The organism is Pseudaminobacter soli (ex Li et al. 2025), assembly GCF_003012705.1.
GTDB lineage: Bacteria > Pseudomonadota > Alphaproteobacteria > Rhizobiales > Rhizobiaceae > Pseudaminobacter > Pseudaminobacter soli.
Window position 1 is genome coordinate 69643 of record NZ_PXYL01000009.1, and the last position, 16386, is coordinate 86028.

Annotated in this window: 11 protein-coding genes; 6 read left to right on the top strand and 5 right to left on the bottom strand. The window is 59.9% G+C overall.

Going from position 1 to position 16386, the window contains the following annotated elements; genetic code table 11:
* Positions 1-360: 360 nt before the first annotated feature.
* Positions 361-1986, bottom strand: coding sequence for an ABC transporter substrate-binding protein (locus tag C7I85_RS18170; RefSeq protein ID WP_106725423.1), 1626 nt, complete (start codon positions 1984-1986; stop codon positions 361-363).
* A gap of 62 nt (positions 1987-2048) precedes the next feature.
* On the opposite strand from C7I85_RS18170, the gene C7I85_RS18175 reads away from it, so the two are divergent.
* Complete coding sequence (locus C7I85_RS18175) at positions 2049-2945, top strand: LysR family transcriptional regulator (RefSeq protein ID WP_106725424.1); 897 nt, start codon at positions 2049-2051, stop codon at positions 2943-2945.
* Between the two features lie 20 nt (positions 2946-2965).
* Here the strand turns inward: C7I85_RS18175 and C7I85_RS18180 are convergent, their stop codons facing one another.
* The 4 genes from C7I85_RS18180 to C7I85_RS18195 form a co-directional block, all read right to left on the bottom strand.
* The gene (locus tag C7I85_RS18180) at positions 2966-3841 is read right to left on the bottom strand and encodes a phytanoyl-CoA dioxygenase family protein (RefSeq protein ID WP_106725425.1); all 876 of its coding nucleotides are present in this window, start codon (positions 3839-3841) and stop codon (positions 2966-2968) included.
* Positions 3842-4073: 232 nt separating this feature from the next.
* Positions 4074-5216, bottom strand: a complete 1143-nt coding sequence (locus C7I85_RS18185; RefSeq protein ID WP_181257220.1) for a glycoside hydrolase family 5 protein — start codon at positions 5214-5216, stop codon at positions 4074-4076.
* Between the two features lie 231 nt (positions 5217-5447).
* The gene (locus tag C7I85_RS18190) at positions 5448-6869 is read right to left on the bottom strand and encodes a VpsF family polysaccharide biosynthesis protein (RefSeq protein WP_106725427.1); all 1422 of its coding nucleotides are present in this window, start codon (positions 6867-6869) and stop codon (positions 5448-5450) included.
* Positions 6870-7035: 166 nt separating this feature from the next.
* A complete protein-coding gene (locus C7I85_RS18195) occupies positions 7036-8361 on the bottom strand; it encodes an oligosaccharide flippase family protein (RefSeq protein WP_106725428.1) in 1326 nt (441 codons plus the stop codon).
* 220 nt (positions 8362-8581) lie between these two features.
* Between C7I85_RS18195 and C7I85_RS18200 the strand changes: the two genes are divergently transcribed.
* The 5 genes from C7I85_RS18200 to C7I85_RS18220 all read left to right on the top strand — a co-directional run bounded on the left by C7I85_RS18200 (position 8582) and on the right by C7I85_RS18220 (position 16297).
* Entirely contained in the window at positions 8582-10075 is a 1494-nt protein-coding gene (locus C7I85_RS18200) for a glucosamine inositolphosphorylceramide transferase family protein (RefSeq protein WP_106725429.1), read from the top strand.
* Between the two features lie 159 nt (positions 10076-10234).
* Positions 10235-11446 (top strand): GNAT family N-acetyltransferase, encoded by a 1212-nt coding sequence (locus C7I85_RS18205; RefSeq protein WP_106725430.1) that lies wholly within the window; start codon positions 10235-10237, stop codon positions 11444-11446.
* A gap of 7 nt (positions 11447-11453) precedes the next feature.
* On the top strand, positions 11454-12788 hold the full coding sequence (locus C7I85_RS18210) for a glycosyltransferase (protein WP_106725431.1): 1335 nt from the start codon (positions 11454-11456) through the stop codon (positions 12786-12788).
* Positions 12789-12948: 160 nt separating this feature from the next.
* Positions 12949-14580 carry an amidohydrolase gene (locus C7I85_RS18215; RefSeq protein WP_106725432.1) on the top strand — a complete coding sequence of 544 codons (1632 nt, stop codon included), beginning with the start codon at positions 12949-12951 and terminating at the stop codon, positions 14578-14580.
* A 118-nt stretch (positions 14581-14698) separates the two neighbouring features.
* Positions 14699-16297: an ABC transporter substrate-binding protein gene (locus C7I85_RS18220; protein WP_106725433.1), complete on the top strand. Its 1599-nt coding sequence runs from the start codon at positions 14699-14701 to the stop codon at positions 16295-16297.
* Positions 16298-16386 lie beyond the last annotated feature (89 nt).

Genomic DNA, 16386 nt, shown 5'->3' on the forward strand with positions numbered 1-16386 from the left:
CCGATCTGTCTCCCAACTGCGGACGACTGACGCGCCGCCGAACAGTGCCGGCTGAATCGCAAGAGCATTGAACGGGGCATGTTCCGTGACAGATCGATAGGACGCAGATCAGTAGGGCCTGCCTTCTCGTTCTTCATGGGTGGATTCTCGCTTGCTGTAGAAGCGGTGTCCAACGACTTCCTCGAATCGGTCATCACCGACCGATTCTTGGTGATGGATCAGTCGAGCACCTGTGCCGATGCTCGACTTGTTTCCAGGTCTGTCTTCGGGCTTATTCTTCAACAGCTGTCCGTTCCGTTGCCGCGATCTCGTGGCCGCTGCCTCGACGACAGGCGGCCACCTGCTTCGCGCAATCCAACCCTATCCCAGCCAGGTATTCTCGAAGTGCTGTTCGTAAGCTTGGTGCATCTCGTATCCTCTGACGCGGGGCTGCATGTGACAGAACAGCTTTCGCCAGTAGGGCTGCACAATAACGCCGGACTTTTGCAATATGTCCTGCAGATCCGTCATCAGTTGCCGCCTCTTGTCGGAGTCCGCAATCGCGTTGGCCTTCTTCAGCTTCTCGTCAAACACCGGATCGGAGAAAGCGGTTTCGTTCCAGGCGCTTCCGGTCTGATAGGCGAGCGCCAGGGTCTGAATGCCAAGCGGACGGGCATTCCAATTGGTGACCGCGAACGGATAGTCGGTCCAGCTGTTCCAGAATGTGGCTTCCGGATAAACGGTGCGCTTCACCTTGAAGCCGGCCGCTCGCAATTGTTGTCCGATCGCATCAGCGCTTTCCTTGCGATAATCGGCTTCAACCGAAATCAACTCGAACTCGTGATCCGCGGCACCCGCTTCATGGAGAAGCGCGATCGCGGCCTTCGGATCGGGCGTGACCGGTTGCAAGACGGCATAGTCCGGATGCATAGGGCCGACATGGTGGTTCTCCGCAACCGTCCCGAAACCATCCGCGCCTAGCTTGAGAATGACTTCATTGTCGACGGCAAGCTGGACTGCGTTGCGAACGCGCTGGTCATCGTATGGGGGCTTCCTGACATTCATTCGGGCCACGATCGTGGTGGCGGTGACTTTCTCGGATCGTTTGAGGCCCATACCATCCATCGCCGCAACCACCGCTGTCTGTGTCTGGCCGTTCAAATCCACCTCATCGGCCTCGAATGCGGCCATCGTTGCCTGGGAATCGATGCCGTAGTCGACCCAGTCGATACCATCGAGCCACACTTCGCCGCCCCACCAGGAGCCATCAGGACGTCGTCTGACAGCAGCGCGGGACCCGACTTCAAGGTCCGTCAGTTCGAAAGGCCCCGTTCCGACCGGCTGATCTGAAAGCTGTTTTCCATTCTTATCGAAATCACGGTGAACGATCAGCGCTGGATAGTCGGTCATAGCTGGAATGATCGTAATGTCCGGCCTACCAAGGTTGAGGCGTACCGTGTGGTCGTCCACGATCTCAATCGCTCCCTTTCTGGAGCGGCCGCTATCTGCGTCGATGAGAGCACCCATTCGTCCGGCCATGGAGTTACCGGGAACATCCTTCTCACACCACCGGGCAATGTTGAAAGTAACATCCTCAGCGGTGAAATCATCGCCATTGGACCACTTCACACCCTTGCGGACGTTAAGGACATACTGGGTGGCATCGTCGCTGACCTGCCAGCCTTCCAGGAGCATCGGCCGGAAGGTAAAATCTTGGTTCCAGCGCACCAGCGGCTCGATGAACTGCATGGCGACGTTGCCCATCTGGGAAACGCTGAACTTCCTGGGGTCATCGAGCGCCATGACTTGCATGCTGACGCGCAAGATGCCGCCGCGCTTCGGAGTTTCCTCAGCGAGCGCGGGAACCGGCACTGAAAGCCCGAGAAACGAATATGCGCCTGCCGCACTGGCGCCGAATACGCTCGCCAGCGCAAGAAACTCCCTTCTGTTCACGCGGCCGTCACGGGCGTCCGTCTTCAATCGAGTTAATATCGGATGTTCAGCCATTCCATTCTCCTCCCATTTTTGGAAACTTCTCTGTCTGAAAAATCATAGGCGCGGGGGCGGAAATGAACCTCTTCACAGCCATGCGGGTCTTTGAACGCGTCGCCACTCTCGGGGGGCTTTCGGCGGCAGGAAGGGAGCTTGGTATGTCGTCCACTGCGGTCAGCCGCCACCTCAAGGAACTTGAGGACGAGCTGGGCGCGCGCCTTGTCAACCGCACGACCCGCAAGCTCAATCTCACCGAGGTCGGTCGGAATTATTTCGAGCGAGCCAAGGTGTTGCTGGACGAGATTGATGAATTGCAGGACACGGCACGGGGGCTGCATAGCCACACTCGCGGCTTGGTCAAGGTATCCTGCTCGAACGTACTGGGACACACGCGCATCACCACGTTGATCCCGAAATTCCTGCGCGAGAACCCTTTCGTCTCTGTCGAGTTCAATCTCACCTCGCGCTATGTGGTCGGTGTCGTCGAAGAAGGTTATGACGTTGCCATCCGCTTCGGCGATCAGAGCGATTCGGTACTTATCGCTCGCCGCCTCGGGCAAGTCAGGAATTACGTCTGCGCCACGCCGAGCTATTTCGAGCGGCACGGCCGGCCGGCGCACCCGGCCGAACTCGCGGGCCACGAATGCGTTCTCAGCAACTATGCCAAGAGTATCGGTACTTGGCCCTTCCAGGGACACGACGGTCCGTTCTCTGTGCCTGTCAGGAGCCGCGTGTCGACCAATAGCGTTGAGGCAGCATACCAGATGACGCTCGCCGGCTTCGGTATCGGCAATCTCCCCAGTCTGCTGGTGGATGATGCATTGCGCACGGGCAGGCTCGAGGCGGTATTGCAAGAATACCGCCCCGTCTCCAGTCCAATCTACGCGCTCTATCCGCATCGCACCTATGTGCCCGCCAAGGTGCGCGCCTTTGTGGACTTCCTCATTCGCGAACTGTCCTCCGACTTGATCTGAGACGGATAGCTGTCCCCAACTCAGTTCCACCAGACCGTGGTGTCGTATTCCGGACCCGGATTGGTCAGCAGGCGATCATCCTTGCAAAGCATCGGCGTGTCGCCGAGTGGCGTCGAAACTCCATTGCGAAACGCCCACTCACCACGCTCGGTGGCGTCCGCTTTGACGTAGCTGGAAAGCAGGAATGCCCGGTCGTAGTCTGACTTGTTGGGAGAGGAGCCGTGCACGGTAAGCAGACCCCAGACGGCGAGATCCCCCGGCTCCAATTCGAGATCGACGATCGTTGATGGATCGACACCGACCTTGCGCAGTTCATCTTCTGCTGTCAGTCCCTTCATCAGCATGCCATCATGCGTATCGTCGGACAGCCCCAGATATCCCAGCTTGTGACTTCCGGGCACCACCTGAAGGCAGCCGTTCTGTTTGGTGGCGCGATCGACTGCGAGCCCGGTTGTCACCGTCGACATGGCCACCTTCTCCAGATCGTCGCCCTGACGGAACCGTATGTCTTGATGGAAGCGATAGCCGGTAACGTTGACGCCGGGCGGTTTCCAATGGAGTTGCTGAGCGATCTGTCGGATGTCGGGTCCGATCAGTCCCTGCAGCAGACGGTAGTAGTCGTCATTGCGGCGGAGCTTCTCAAAGTAGTCATTGACCCAGGAGAACCAGTAGGCCTGCAGCACGTAGCGCTTGTCGAAATGACTTTCGGGAAGCACCTGGAAACTGAGGTTTCCATTGCGATAGGTCGCGTGATGCTTGAGGCCTTCGTCGTAGACGGCCTGAGTTTCGCGCTGAAGCCGCTCCAGCTTGGTGCGGTCGATGAATTCGCGAATAACGGTATAGCCTTCCTCGCGATACTGCTCGTTCGCCTCTTTGGCCTGACGCTCTGTAATCACTTGCTTCCTCCGGTTCTACCGTTGGAAGAAAGCTACAGCGGATCACCCAGCGCAATGAATGTGCTGATGACGGGAACGACCTTCCCGTTTTCCGGGAAAATCACAGCCTACACGCTTTGGATGATCTGGGAGGGCGATGCCACCCCCGCTGGCTCGCCAACGACTTTAATGCGAAACGCCGAGATGGGTAGATTGTCGCCCAAACCATCAAGCTCAGTAACTCACCGATAGTCTAATCAGACATCGCCAAAGCGGCGACAATGTCGGGGTCAACCCGGTCTCTATCATCGACCCTGTTGATGCCCATTTCGCGGCTGTTGATCTCCCACAAAGCCCAGCCGAAGCCAGCCGCCTGCGCCAGATGCGTCACGTCGGATAACCAGCGTTTGCGATAGAGGTCGTCGGCTCCGGTGAATCCGGCGGCGCGCCGCGTCACACCGCATTCGCCCACGATAATTCGGTGTCGCGCAACGCCACTGCGGTCTGCCCATGCCTCGACTTCAGCAAAGTCGCTCACGATACGTTCGCGGTTCCAAGCGTCGGACAGGAAGCCTTCTAGGATATTCTGAGTATGATTCCGCGTGGCTACCCTGCCGATTGGGTCGAGCGCGGTATCCGCTGCGATGCGCGCTTCTATTGCCGCTTCGATTTCTTTCGCCGGAACAGCATCATACGGATAAGGGAGGTCGACGACATAGGGCGAGGCGGGAGCGTCGACGGTTCCAAAGTCGATCCCCTGATGGGTGAAGCTGATCGGCATGTAATAGTGAAACGAGAACAGCGTGTTGCTGTCGGTGAAGGGTGACGGGTCGAGGTCCCTGAGTCCGCTTATGCCGCCATAACTCGCGCCCGTCAGCAAGAGCGGCAAATCGGCCGCTGCGCGCCGCGCCGCGTCATGCAGGACGAGTTGAGCCGCGCCCCAGACCTTGACCTGCGTGCGGTGGCTTGCCTCGCGAATGACCGGCTCATTCATGAGTTCCAGCGCCACATATCCTGACTGGACACCAGCTAGCAAAGTGGCCAGCCGGCCGATCATCGCGGTGTAGTCAGCGAACAGGGGCCCTTCTAGATCGTCAAGGATCGACGGTGCCGAATAAGCCGGTACCTGCTCCACCGGGTGACAATCCACGATGACGGCGAGCCCGAGATCGTGAAACAGGCGGATATTGCCGATGAGCTTCTGTTCCAGTGCTTCCCTATCTGCGCCCTGCAACTGCATGAACGGACCGACATCCAGAGTGAGGCGGATGAAATCGAACCCGGAGCGGGCGAAATCCCGCATCAACGCAGCAGGGTAGGCATTCCGCGGCGTCTCGAATGGGCGCGGCAAGTAACGTCCTGGATCGCCGTCCTGGAGTGCGCCCCAGTTCATCATCGAGTGTATGGCGCCGCCAAGGCGGAAGGCGGGGGCGGGTCTAGCAGCGGCGCCTGCGCGGGCGGGCAGCGCGGCAAGCGCTGCAGCAGAGGAACAAAGGAATTGACGGCGTGTCAGCGGCATTGGCGAAAGGGGTCCGTGTCGGATGCAATCAAATCCATAGCCGGATGGCCAACCTGTCGAAAGCTCAGAGTTAGACCAGGTGCTGCGGCGCGACGGTAATACAGGCGTTCAATTGCTAAGCTCGACTTTTTGGTGCCGCCGAACGCGACCGCTGCCCGCGCTTATAGGCGGCGTTCCGCGGCCGATGCGGGACAGGACGTCGTCAGTCCGATCCGGCCGCGTGACGGGCAAGCCTGCGGTTCTCTCTCTAACCACCAGAGCCAGGATCAGAACCGTCGGAATGGTGAGCATGGTGGTCTTGCCGCTGATGCCGACCGTTGTCGAGATAATCAGGAAGACGAAGGCCAAAGGCAGGATGGCGCCTCGCCCGCCGATACGCAGCATGTCGACGAACCAGCCTGCGATGCCGAACCACAGCACCGCCGACATCACGATGCCGTAGCGCACGAGATGGCCGACCCAGGAATTTTCGATACCTTCGGTCAAGCCGTTCCATCGCACATTTGTATCGAGGCCGAGTTTGGTCTGTCCGACCAGCAACTCGCGAAAGCTGAAGTCGCGGAGCAGGTTGAACAACTGAATGCGGGTCTGAGCGCTGCCCTTGTCATGCATGAAGCGATCGAGGAAGTTATCGAACAGCCCCATCTGGAACATCGCCGTCACCGCAACAATGCCGAGCGGGGCAAGCACCAGAAGCGTCAGCAGCATCCGGATAGGGACAGTCCCGCCACGTAGGAAGCCCAACACCTTCAAGCCTATGACCGCCGCCGCCATTGCAAAGACAACCGCGAAAGAGGTCCGCGAGCCGATGAACGGCATGGTCACCATGCAAAGCAGTACGATCGGTAGCCGCCAACGTTCGCTCAGCCCCCGCACATCGTGAACAGTCATCAGGATCACGGCATAGACACCGGTGATGAGGGCTCCGATCAGCGGATGACCGAAGAGCGCCGTAGCCCGATATTCCCACGTCTGTTCGCGGCCGCCAAGAACGAAGGGGAACAGGCGCCAGCCGGACAATCCTTCGGCGATTGCCAAAAAACAGTTGAGCACCATGATGATGTGCACCGCACGGGCGATCGTCAGCCGCGTGCGCTCGCCGGCATCCGCAAACAGCAGAAAGATCAGGGCTGCACCCATCAGAGTATCGATGAGGAAGGAAGCGGGCTGATCGCCCTTGTAGCGGGAGATGAACACCCAAAGCAGGATGCAGGCGGCAAGCAGAAAGACCGAACCCATCGACCGAAATAGCAGATCAATCAGATAGCCGATTGGATTGCGGTTGGCGACCACGGCAAATCCAAGCGCCAATGAGAACAGGTAAGTGGCCGGATGAATCTTGGAAAGGATCGAGCCTCCGAGGGAATTGTAGGGGAGACCGAAGAATTCCAGAGCAAAGTCGGACAAAGACAGCAGCGCCACCACGCCAATCAGAAACAACAGATCGACAATGCCGCGACCTGTCCCGTGCGGCAGGCTCGAGATGCTGGCTGTCGCCGGCCCGTCGTCAATGTTCCATCTCGCCGCCATCGTCACTCCACACATGCAAGCCAGCGCCTTGGCCCAGGCTAGCCCGTCAAGCTTTCCAATGGATGAAGCGCCCGGTAATTGCCGACTCACACATGACTGCAGATCACCAGCGCAGCTCCACTGGCAGAAACGATAGAGCCGTGTGTCGTTGATGACGTCTGCCCGGTCAGGCAGGCCGCGGCAGTGACGCGGAGGGAGTCCGGCCGATCGCAAAGCGGGTGAAGCCGATATAGATCAGCGTCTGCAGGCCCCAGGCGATAGCGCGCGCAATGACCATGCCGTAGGCGCCGTGATCCTGCAGAAACCAGGTACCCACAATGAAGGTCGCCGCCCAACCGGCGGTGATCGAAAGCCCGGTCCACATATAGCCCGAGGAGACCGGCACCTGCCCGAGCGGCAGGGCACCCGCGATCATCGCCGAGGCGAACACAACGACCATGAAGATCGGCCAATGCTGCGCGGGATCGAGCTTGAACAGCACGAGGAACCAGTTGCCGAACAGCATCATCACCGTCACGAAGCCCAAGGCTATGACGAGATTGGTGCCGATGCCCATGCCAAGCACGTTGAGTACGCGCCGGCGGTTGTGCTCACCAAATCCGGTCGACAGCATCGGAATTGTCACCTGCACCACGATCTGCGGTGCGAACAGAAGCAGGGTCTCGAGCTGCATGGCGATGAAGTACAGGCCTACCTGCTGAAGGCCGTCGGGCTTGCCGACCACGATTGTCGTGCAAATCCAGTTCACTGGCTCAAACAGTATGCTCGCCAGCAGCGCGGGTATGGCGTAGCGTGTGATCATCGGCCACTGTGACAGCGCCCCGCGAAACGCGATCGGGATACCGCGAGTCTTCAACGCGCGGAGCATGGCCGGGGCGGTGATCAGGCTGCCCGCGAGGTAGGCGCAGCCCAGCGCGGTGAAGCTGCCGGTGAGGCCATGAAAATAGAGCCCGATCGGCACCGACGCGATCATCAGGCCTCCCATGACCATGTTGAGCCGCGCGATGGTCTTGAATTGCTGCAGGCCATTGAGAATGGCGACCTGGACGTTGTTCAGCGCGCTGACGACAACGATCGGCGAGATAACCCTGAGATAGAAGGCAAGTTCCGGCTGTCTCAGAAGCCGTTCGGCGATCGCGTCGGAGAAATGGAAGATTGCTAGGCCGATAAGGACGCTGGCGCCTGCCACCAAAAGCAGAGCCATGCCGGCCAGGCGCCCCGCCGTGCCCGGATCGGTCGTGGCGTATGCGGCAATGTTGCGCGTGGCCATGAGGTTGACGCCGGTGGAAGCGAGAAAGGTGGCCGACACCAGAGTGCTGTAGGTGACGCCGAACCTGCCGACGGATTCGATGCCGAACCAGTGCGAAATCAGGATGGTCGTGATCATCGGCGTTAGCCGGACAGCCACGGTGCCGAGGATCGACCAGATCAGCCCGAGACTGAAGACTCGTAGGTCTGCCGATTGGGAGATCAATGTCCTGAGGGACCGCATCAATTCTCGCTCCTGCCGGGGTCGTTCCTAGCTGAGTTGTTAGCAGGAATGTGTGAGTGGTCGATTACCGGTATTTTGTCCATTGCACAGGCTAACAGGATTGGCCGAAGCGAGATGGTTGTGTGGTAGGCGGCATCTGTCTCCTCCACCACCATTAAACGGGCCTTAGCAATTGCCCGTTACTCTGCGAGAGAGGCAGAAGGCGGTGACGGTTTTCCCCATGAGTGCGATCGATGTTCTGGTGCCCGCCAATGCGGTGTGCCACCTGCATGCCGTCGTGGCTGATCGTCTACGGGAAAACGGTCACGATGTTGCGCTGGTAGGTGTCGATACGCCCGCAATTTCACCAGCACTGAAGAATATCCTCTGTTTCGAGCGCACGGTGCTTCGTGTTCGGTTGAACAGTCTGCTCGAGACTCTGCCGGCGCCGGTCTTGTCGCCGGCCCGGCCGGATGCTGCATTGCGCGTGGATCTGACCGGTGGCGGTCAGCAATTTGTGTCGCCCGTCTTGGCTCCTAGCTTCAATGGCTGTCCATCGCTTTCCAAGGCGGCCAGGCTGCTGATGCTCGGCCAATTGCCTGATGTCGATATCGTGCTCGATGGCGCTAAGCCTGTTGCCCATGCCGCGCCCATGGTCGATAGCCGCATATCGATCGTTCGCGGGATCGAAGACGTTTTGGCGCGGATGGTCACCTTGCTGGTGGATACGGCCCATCGTTACCTGAACGGCGAACCCGGTGGTCGAGTGTCTGTCGGACCGCCCTCGGAGGGCGACTGTCCGACGAGTTGCCAAATGATTGGTGCCTATGTGTTCTCGGTGGTGCCGCGTCAGGTTGCCGGCGCGGCCAAGAGGCTTGCTTACAACCTGCATCGCTGGAATGTCAGCTATCGATTCCATAGGGGCAAGAGGGTGGCCGATACCGGACTTCTAGCAGGCGAGCCCTGGATTACCCTGCCTGACGACGGCAATCGCTTCTACGCTGATCCCTTCCCGTTCGAGTGGCAGGGACGGCGCTTTATCTTCGTAGAGGATTTTCTCCACGGCGGTGATAAGGCGGTGATCTCGGTGGCCGAAGTGTTCGGCGACGGCTCAGCTACGGTACCGCGTTGCGTTCTGGAAGAGCCCTATCACCTGTCCTATCCGCAGGTGTTCAGCCACGACGGCGAGATCTGGATGCTGCCGGAGGGCGGAGCGGGCGGCAATCTGGTTCTCTACCGTGCGGAAGCCTTCCCGGACCGGTGGGAAAGGCATGAAGTTCTGATTTCTGAATGGGAGTTGTATGACGCCACCGTGCTGGAGCATAGCGACCGGCTGTGGTTGTTCGCTACCCAGCGCGACGGCTATGGCAGCGCCTCCGATACACTTGTCGTGTTCCATGCCAAGTCGCTGCAAGGTCCGTGGTTGCCGCATCCAGCTAATCCGGTAAGGATCAACCGGGCTGCGGCCAGGCCCGGGGGACGCTTCGTGCGCGTGGGCGATCGCATCGTGCTACCCTTGCAGGATGGCACGGGCGAATATGGTGGTGCGCTCGGTCTTGCCGATCTCGTCGAACTAGATGAGACGAAGGTGCGGCTGACCATTCCGGTACCGATCCTGTCGCCGGACAAGTCGACCTATTCTAAGGTTCATACCCTCAACAGTTCAGAGCACCTCGAGGTGATCGACTGCATCTCCCCTGTGTTACGCGGCGGTCTGCGTAGAGCCCGACGATGATGTTCCGTGCGCCTTGTCGAGGCAAACTCTCGTGTGGAAGCAACCCGTTTGCCGCCTTGACAAAATTCGGGCGATGAGTGCCTCGATCGCTCCTCATCTGAGAGAGCAGAAACCAACTGAGCCGTTGCACTCGGCACCGGTTTCAGGAAGCTTGAAATAATGACCTCGCCGCTGAATTCAATTTCCAGCCCAGCAGCACAGCCTTTGTCGCGCGCTCAAACTGCCGCTCCTTTCGAAGTAGAGACGGTCGCCACGCCGTCAGATATAGAGACTGAATGGCGCCACCTCGAAGCAATCGGGTACGGCACCATCTTCCAGCGTTATGACTGGGTGGACGCCTACGTTCGACACGTTTTGGAGCACGAGAAGGCCTGGCCTGCGATCGTGCTGGGCAAGCTACATAGTCGCCCAGCCTTCATACTGCCGCTCGCGATTTCGAAGGTCGGACCCGCGCGCATGGCAAGATGGATCGGCGGCAATCATTCCGGCTACAATTTCGGCCTCTGGAGTCCTGAGGCGGTGGCGGTTATGTCTTCCATGAAGCGCGTCGAGATCGAAAAGATGCTTGCACGCGCGCTGGGCGATGCCGATTGCGCAGTGCTCGTGAGGATGCCGAAAATCCACGACGGCGTGGTCCAGCCACTTGCCAGCTTGACCAGTAGCCCGTCGCCCACGGAAGGCTACGCGTTCGACCTCGCTGGCGGGTTCGAGGCGGTGCTGGAAAGAACCGACGGCGCTGGGCGAAGGCGTGGGGTTCGCACCAAGGAACGCCGTTTGGCCAAGGTGGGTACCCTGCAATATGGGAAGTCGCAGGACCTTGCGCAGGCCAAGGCTGCGCTCGATTTCTTCTTCGAGCAAAAAGCGCTGAGGCTTGCCGAGCAAGGCAAACCCAACAGCTTTGCCGAGCCGGGAGTGCTGGATTTCTTCCGTGACCTGCTTGAACGCTCCCAGACCATGGACGAACCGCTGCTGGAAATGACGGAGCTTTCCGTCGACGGCAAGATACGGGCTGCACGCGCCGCGGGGATCCATCGCGGCCGCCTAAACGGATATTTCATGACCTTTGCCAAAGATGAGCTCGTCTCGCACAGTCCGGGCCACGTGCTTCTGTTCAGGCATATCGAGGAGTGTTGCGAGCGTGGCATAACCACCTATGATCTCGGAGTCGGTTACGAGGAGTACAAGACGCATTGGTGCGACATCATCCAAGAACTGGATGACGCGTACGCGGCTTTCACGCCGCTCGGCTCGGCCATGATCGCAACGATCCGGCTTGGCCAGGCGGTGAAGGCGCGCATGCGACAAAACAAGTTCTTGTGGCAACATTTGAAAGCAGCGCGAGCATATCTATTGCGCCGTTCTACCGAGTGAGGTTTCGATGAAGGGCTTGGCCACAAAGGCATCCGAAACGAATTCGGACCAGATGCCGTCCCAAAAAATGCTGGCCGGCGTCCGCATGCTGTTCGTCGCTCCCGACGATTACCCGGCCTTCCGCGTCGACCTCGTTGAGCTGTTCTCCAATCATCTCGTCGGCCGTGGGCTGGAGATCGACTGGAGCCTGCGCCCATTCGAAGACGGCCCGGCGCGGGTCGATGAACGTGGTGCCGAGCGGTTCTACGTCGCGCGCCGCCAAACGAGCGGGAAATTCGGCTCGCTGCGCTACAGAATGGCGGAGAATTGGCTGCGGCTGAAGCTGGCATGGCGGGCGGCTCGAGGCGACTACGATCTGATCCAGGTGCGTGACCAGCCGCTGTGGGCGATAACATATGGGCTTGCAGGAAAGGTCTCCGGAACGCCGTGCGTATTCTGGATGAGCTATCCCGTGCTTGAGGGGCGGCTGCGCGACGCCTTGGAAAATCTGATTCCGATGAGCTGGCCTGCCCGGCTGGTGCGCATCGCCTATGCGATTACGGGCAACTTCCTGTTCCACAGAGTGGCGCTGCCGCTCAGCAGTCATGTCATCGTGCAGTCGAAGCGGATGCGCGAGCGCGTCGGCTTTCGCGGCATACCGATGGAGAAGATGACCCCGATCCCGATGGGGGTCTCGACCGAGCGCTACAACGCGGCCTCGATCCGACCCGTGGACGACCCCCGGGTGGCCGGGAAGAAGTGCATGGCCTATTTGTGCGCCAATGTTCTGAGCATCTTGACCAACCTGACTTTCGATGCGCTGGCCGAGCTTGTCGCCGACGGTTACGATGCGGTCCTTGTGCTCATCGGCTCGGTGCCCGACTTCGAGCGGGACAAGCTTAACGCACGGTTGGAGGAGCTTGGTCTTTCCGATCGCGTGATCTTCACCGGGCGCCTGCCATTGGCAGAGGCGCTAGGCTGGGTGAAGCGGGCGGATGTGTGTCTTTCGCCCTTCATGATGGACCCAGCTCAGCAGGTCGCGACGCCGACCAAGCTGGTCGAATATCTTGCCATGGGTCGTCCCGTGGTTGGCACTGTGCATTACGACCAGAACGAGGTGATCCACGACAGCGGCACCGGCTTCGTCACCGCATATTCGGGCAAGGCCATGGCGGAGGGCGTGGCGCGCTTGTTCGACGATCCGGCAAAGGCCGAAGCCATGGGCGCCAAGGGACCCGCATGGGTCAAAGCCAACCGTGACTATGCCCGCCTCGCCGACGAGGTGGAGCGGGTCTATACGGACCTACTGGGTAAGCAGCGGGCCTCTAAACTCGACAGCGAACTTGCCCGGGCGACCAGCTGACGGGCGCCGAAAGCATCGTCGGGAAAGCGAGCGGCCACCGACGCGTACGGATAGGCAAAAATTTTTCGTGTGGTTTGAGCAATTCAATGACTTGATTGCACATTGTTATGATGGAAGGCTGCTCCCTGACGCAGCGTGAGTTCAGGGAGGGGACTGCTGAATGTCAGCAGGACAGTTTTTGCAGGCCGATACGATTCTGCATAATGGCGTAATCTGGTGCGGCTACGAGGAGGGCGTCGTCGAGGCGCTGGCGATCTGGCAAGGCAAGGTGCTTGCCGCCGGACCGAAGGATGAAATCCTTAGACTTCAGGGCAGGGACACCCGCCTGATCGATCTTAACGGCAGGTTCGCCACGCCTGGCCTAAATGATGCGCATTTGCATCTTATCTCTGTCGGCCTCACGCTTGGCTGGCTCGACGCCACGCCGCAGAGGGCGCCGACGCTGGACAGCCTGCTGCAGCAGATCAAGGAGCAGGCGGCCTCGGTTCCGCCCGGCACCTGGATCCTCGCGCGCGGCTATGACCAGACCAAACTCGACGTCGGCCGCCACCCACACAAGTCGGAACTGGACGCGGCCGCGCCCGACCATCCGGTCATGCTGGTGCGCACCTGCGGCCATGTCTCGATCTTCAACGCGCGGGCTTTCGAGCTCGCCGGCGTGGACGAAAGCACGCCGGTGCCGGAAGGCGGGCTGATCGAGCAGAAGAACGGCGTGTTGACCGGCATGGTCGCCGAAAACGCGCAAGGATTGGTCCGCAAGGCGATCCCGCAGCCCACCACCGAGCAGATGATCGACGCCATCGAGGCGGCCGGCAGCATGCTCCTATCCTATGGCATCACGAGCGTCATGGATGCGGCGGTGGGGCATGTCGGCGGCTTCGACGAGATCAGGGCCTACAATCTCGCAAAGCTGAACGACCGGCTGCCGGTGCGCACATGGCTGGTGCTGCTGGGCGATCCCGGTACGTCGATCGTGCCGCAATGCTACGAGGCGGGGCTGGTGTCCGGCGTCGGCGACGACATGCTCAACGTTGGCGCGGTTAAGATCTTCCTCGACGGTTCGGCTGGCGGCCGCACTGCCTGGATGAGCAAGCCCTATCTCGGTGACGATGGCACTACCGGCGTGCAGATCCTTACCGACGAGCATCTGGACGAGCTTGTCATGGATGCACATGCCAAGGGTTACCAGCTTGCCTGCCATGCCATCGGCGACGCGGCGATCGGCCAGCTCATCACGGCCTATGAGAAGGCGCTGGCCGCGATGCCCGATCCCGACCGCCGCCATCGCATCGAGCATTGCGGCTTCTCCACAGACGAGCAGCACAGGCGCATGCAGAAGGCGGGCATCTACCCCTGTCCGCAACAGGTTTTCATCTACGATTTCGGTGATGCCTATGTCTCGGTGCTGGGCGAGGAACGCGCACTGTCGAGCTATCCACTCAAGACCTGGAAGGACCTCGGCTTCAAGCCGGCCACGGGCAGCGATTCGCCCGTCTGCCACCCCAACCCGTTCCCCAACATCTACAGCATGGTGACGCGCGAAACCTGGAGAGGCACATTGATGGACGCGCGCGAGCGCGTTTCCATCGAGGAGGCTTTGCAAGCCTATACCGAATACGGCGCCTTCTCGCAGAAGCTGGAGCATGTGAAGGGCAGGCTGGTGCCCGGGCAGATGGCCGACATTGCCGTGTTCTCGCGCAACATGCTGATGGCCAAGCCGGAAGAGATATTGAACGATACGCAGTGCGTGATGACGCTGCGCGGCGGCGAGGTGGTTTTCGAAAGACAATAGCGACAGGGCCGAAAGGGCCGCACGGATTGCTGCGCATCGAAGGGAGCACGATGCGCCGCATGGGAAGAGAGGATCGCGTCGGCATCAGCCGGGGCGTGGAGAAAACGAAGGAGGGAACATGCTAAAGAAACTGGCAATCATCTCGACGCTCGCGGCATCGCTGCTTGCAGGTGCCGCATCCTTTGCGTCGGCGGAGGAACCGCATCCGGGCGGCGTCATCAATTTCGTCGCGCCCTATGGCTCGAGCTTCTCGTCGCTGGACATTCATGCCTCCGCGCAGGTTCAGGACGAGTTCTGGACCAAGGCCATTCATCGCTCGCTCTATGATTGGGACGCCAACGACAACAAGCCGGTGCTGGGACTGGCGACCGACGTTTCGGTGTCGGACGACAAGCTGACCTACACCTACAAGCTGCGTCAGGATGCCTATTTCCATGACGGCAAGCAGATGACCGCTGACGACATCATCTACAGCTACACCCGCATTATGGATCCGGGTAAGGCCTATCCGGCGGCGCAGTATATCAGCAACATCAAGGGAGCGACCGAATACAACCAAGGCAAGGCCAAGGAGATTTCTGGCCTCAAGAAGATCGACGATTTCACGCTGGCGATCACCCTGACCGATCCGATCGATCCGGGCTACCAGCTGATGACCAACTACACCGCCATCTATCCGGCCGGCGCGGCGGACAAGCCGGATTTCTTCACCCATCCGGTTGGCCTCGGGCCCTACAAATTCTCCGAATATGTACCGGGTTCGCGTCTCACGGTGGTGAAAAACGACAAGTATTACGACAAGGGCAAGCCCTACGCCGACAAGATCAACATCATGATCATGGGCGACGCCTCGGCGCGAGACGTGGCCTTCCGCAACAAGGAAGTCGACGTTTCGGTGCTCGGGCCAGCGCAATATGTCGCCTACAAGTCCGATCCGGAACTGGCGAAGAACATCATTGAGGTGGCGGAAGTCTATACGCGCCATGTCGGCTTCAACCCCGACTTCAAGCCATTCCAGGACAAGCGGGTGCGCCAGGCGATCAACTATGCGATCGATTCCGACCTGATCATTAAGCGGCTCGCCAAGGACAAGGCCTATCGCGCCTCCGGCTGGCTGCCGGTCTCGTCGCCGGCCTATGACAAGGATTCAAAACCCTATCCCTACGACCCGGAAAAGGCCAAGGCGCAGCTGGCCGAGGCCGGCTATCCGAACGGCTTCGAGTTCGAGCTGACGGCCACCCAGAATGAGAGCTGGGGCCTGACCATCGTGGAGGCCATCATCCCGATGCTCGACAAAGTCGGCATCAAGGTGAAGGCCAAGCCGGTGGAAAGTTCGGTTCTGTCCGAAGCCGTGCCGGGTGGTGATTTCCAGGCCTATATGTGGTCGTCTGAAAGCGGCCCGGATTCGCTCACGGCGCTGCGCTGCTTCTATTCCAAGACGCCGCAGTCTTCCTGCAACTACACGAAGTTCAACAATCCGGACTACGACAAGCTGATCGAGGCGGCCCGGCAGGCTAAGACCGACGACGAGAAGAACGAACTGCTGCGCAAGGCCAACAACCTGCTGCAGGAAGAAGCGCCGGTCTGGTTCTTCAACTACAACAAGGCGGTCATGGCCTATCAGCCCTGGCTGCATGGCGTGCAGCCCAACTCCATGGAGATGGCGATCCAGTCCTATGAGAAGCTCTGGGTCGATGAAACTGCACCGGCCCGGTAAGCGCGGCTGAACTGGCGGCCGGCAACATCGTTTGCCGGCTTTCGCCACCTCGCGCGACCGTGCTGTTGCAAGCGCGGCCGATAAGGGCG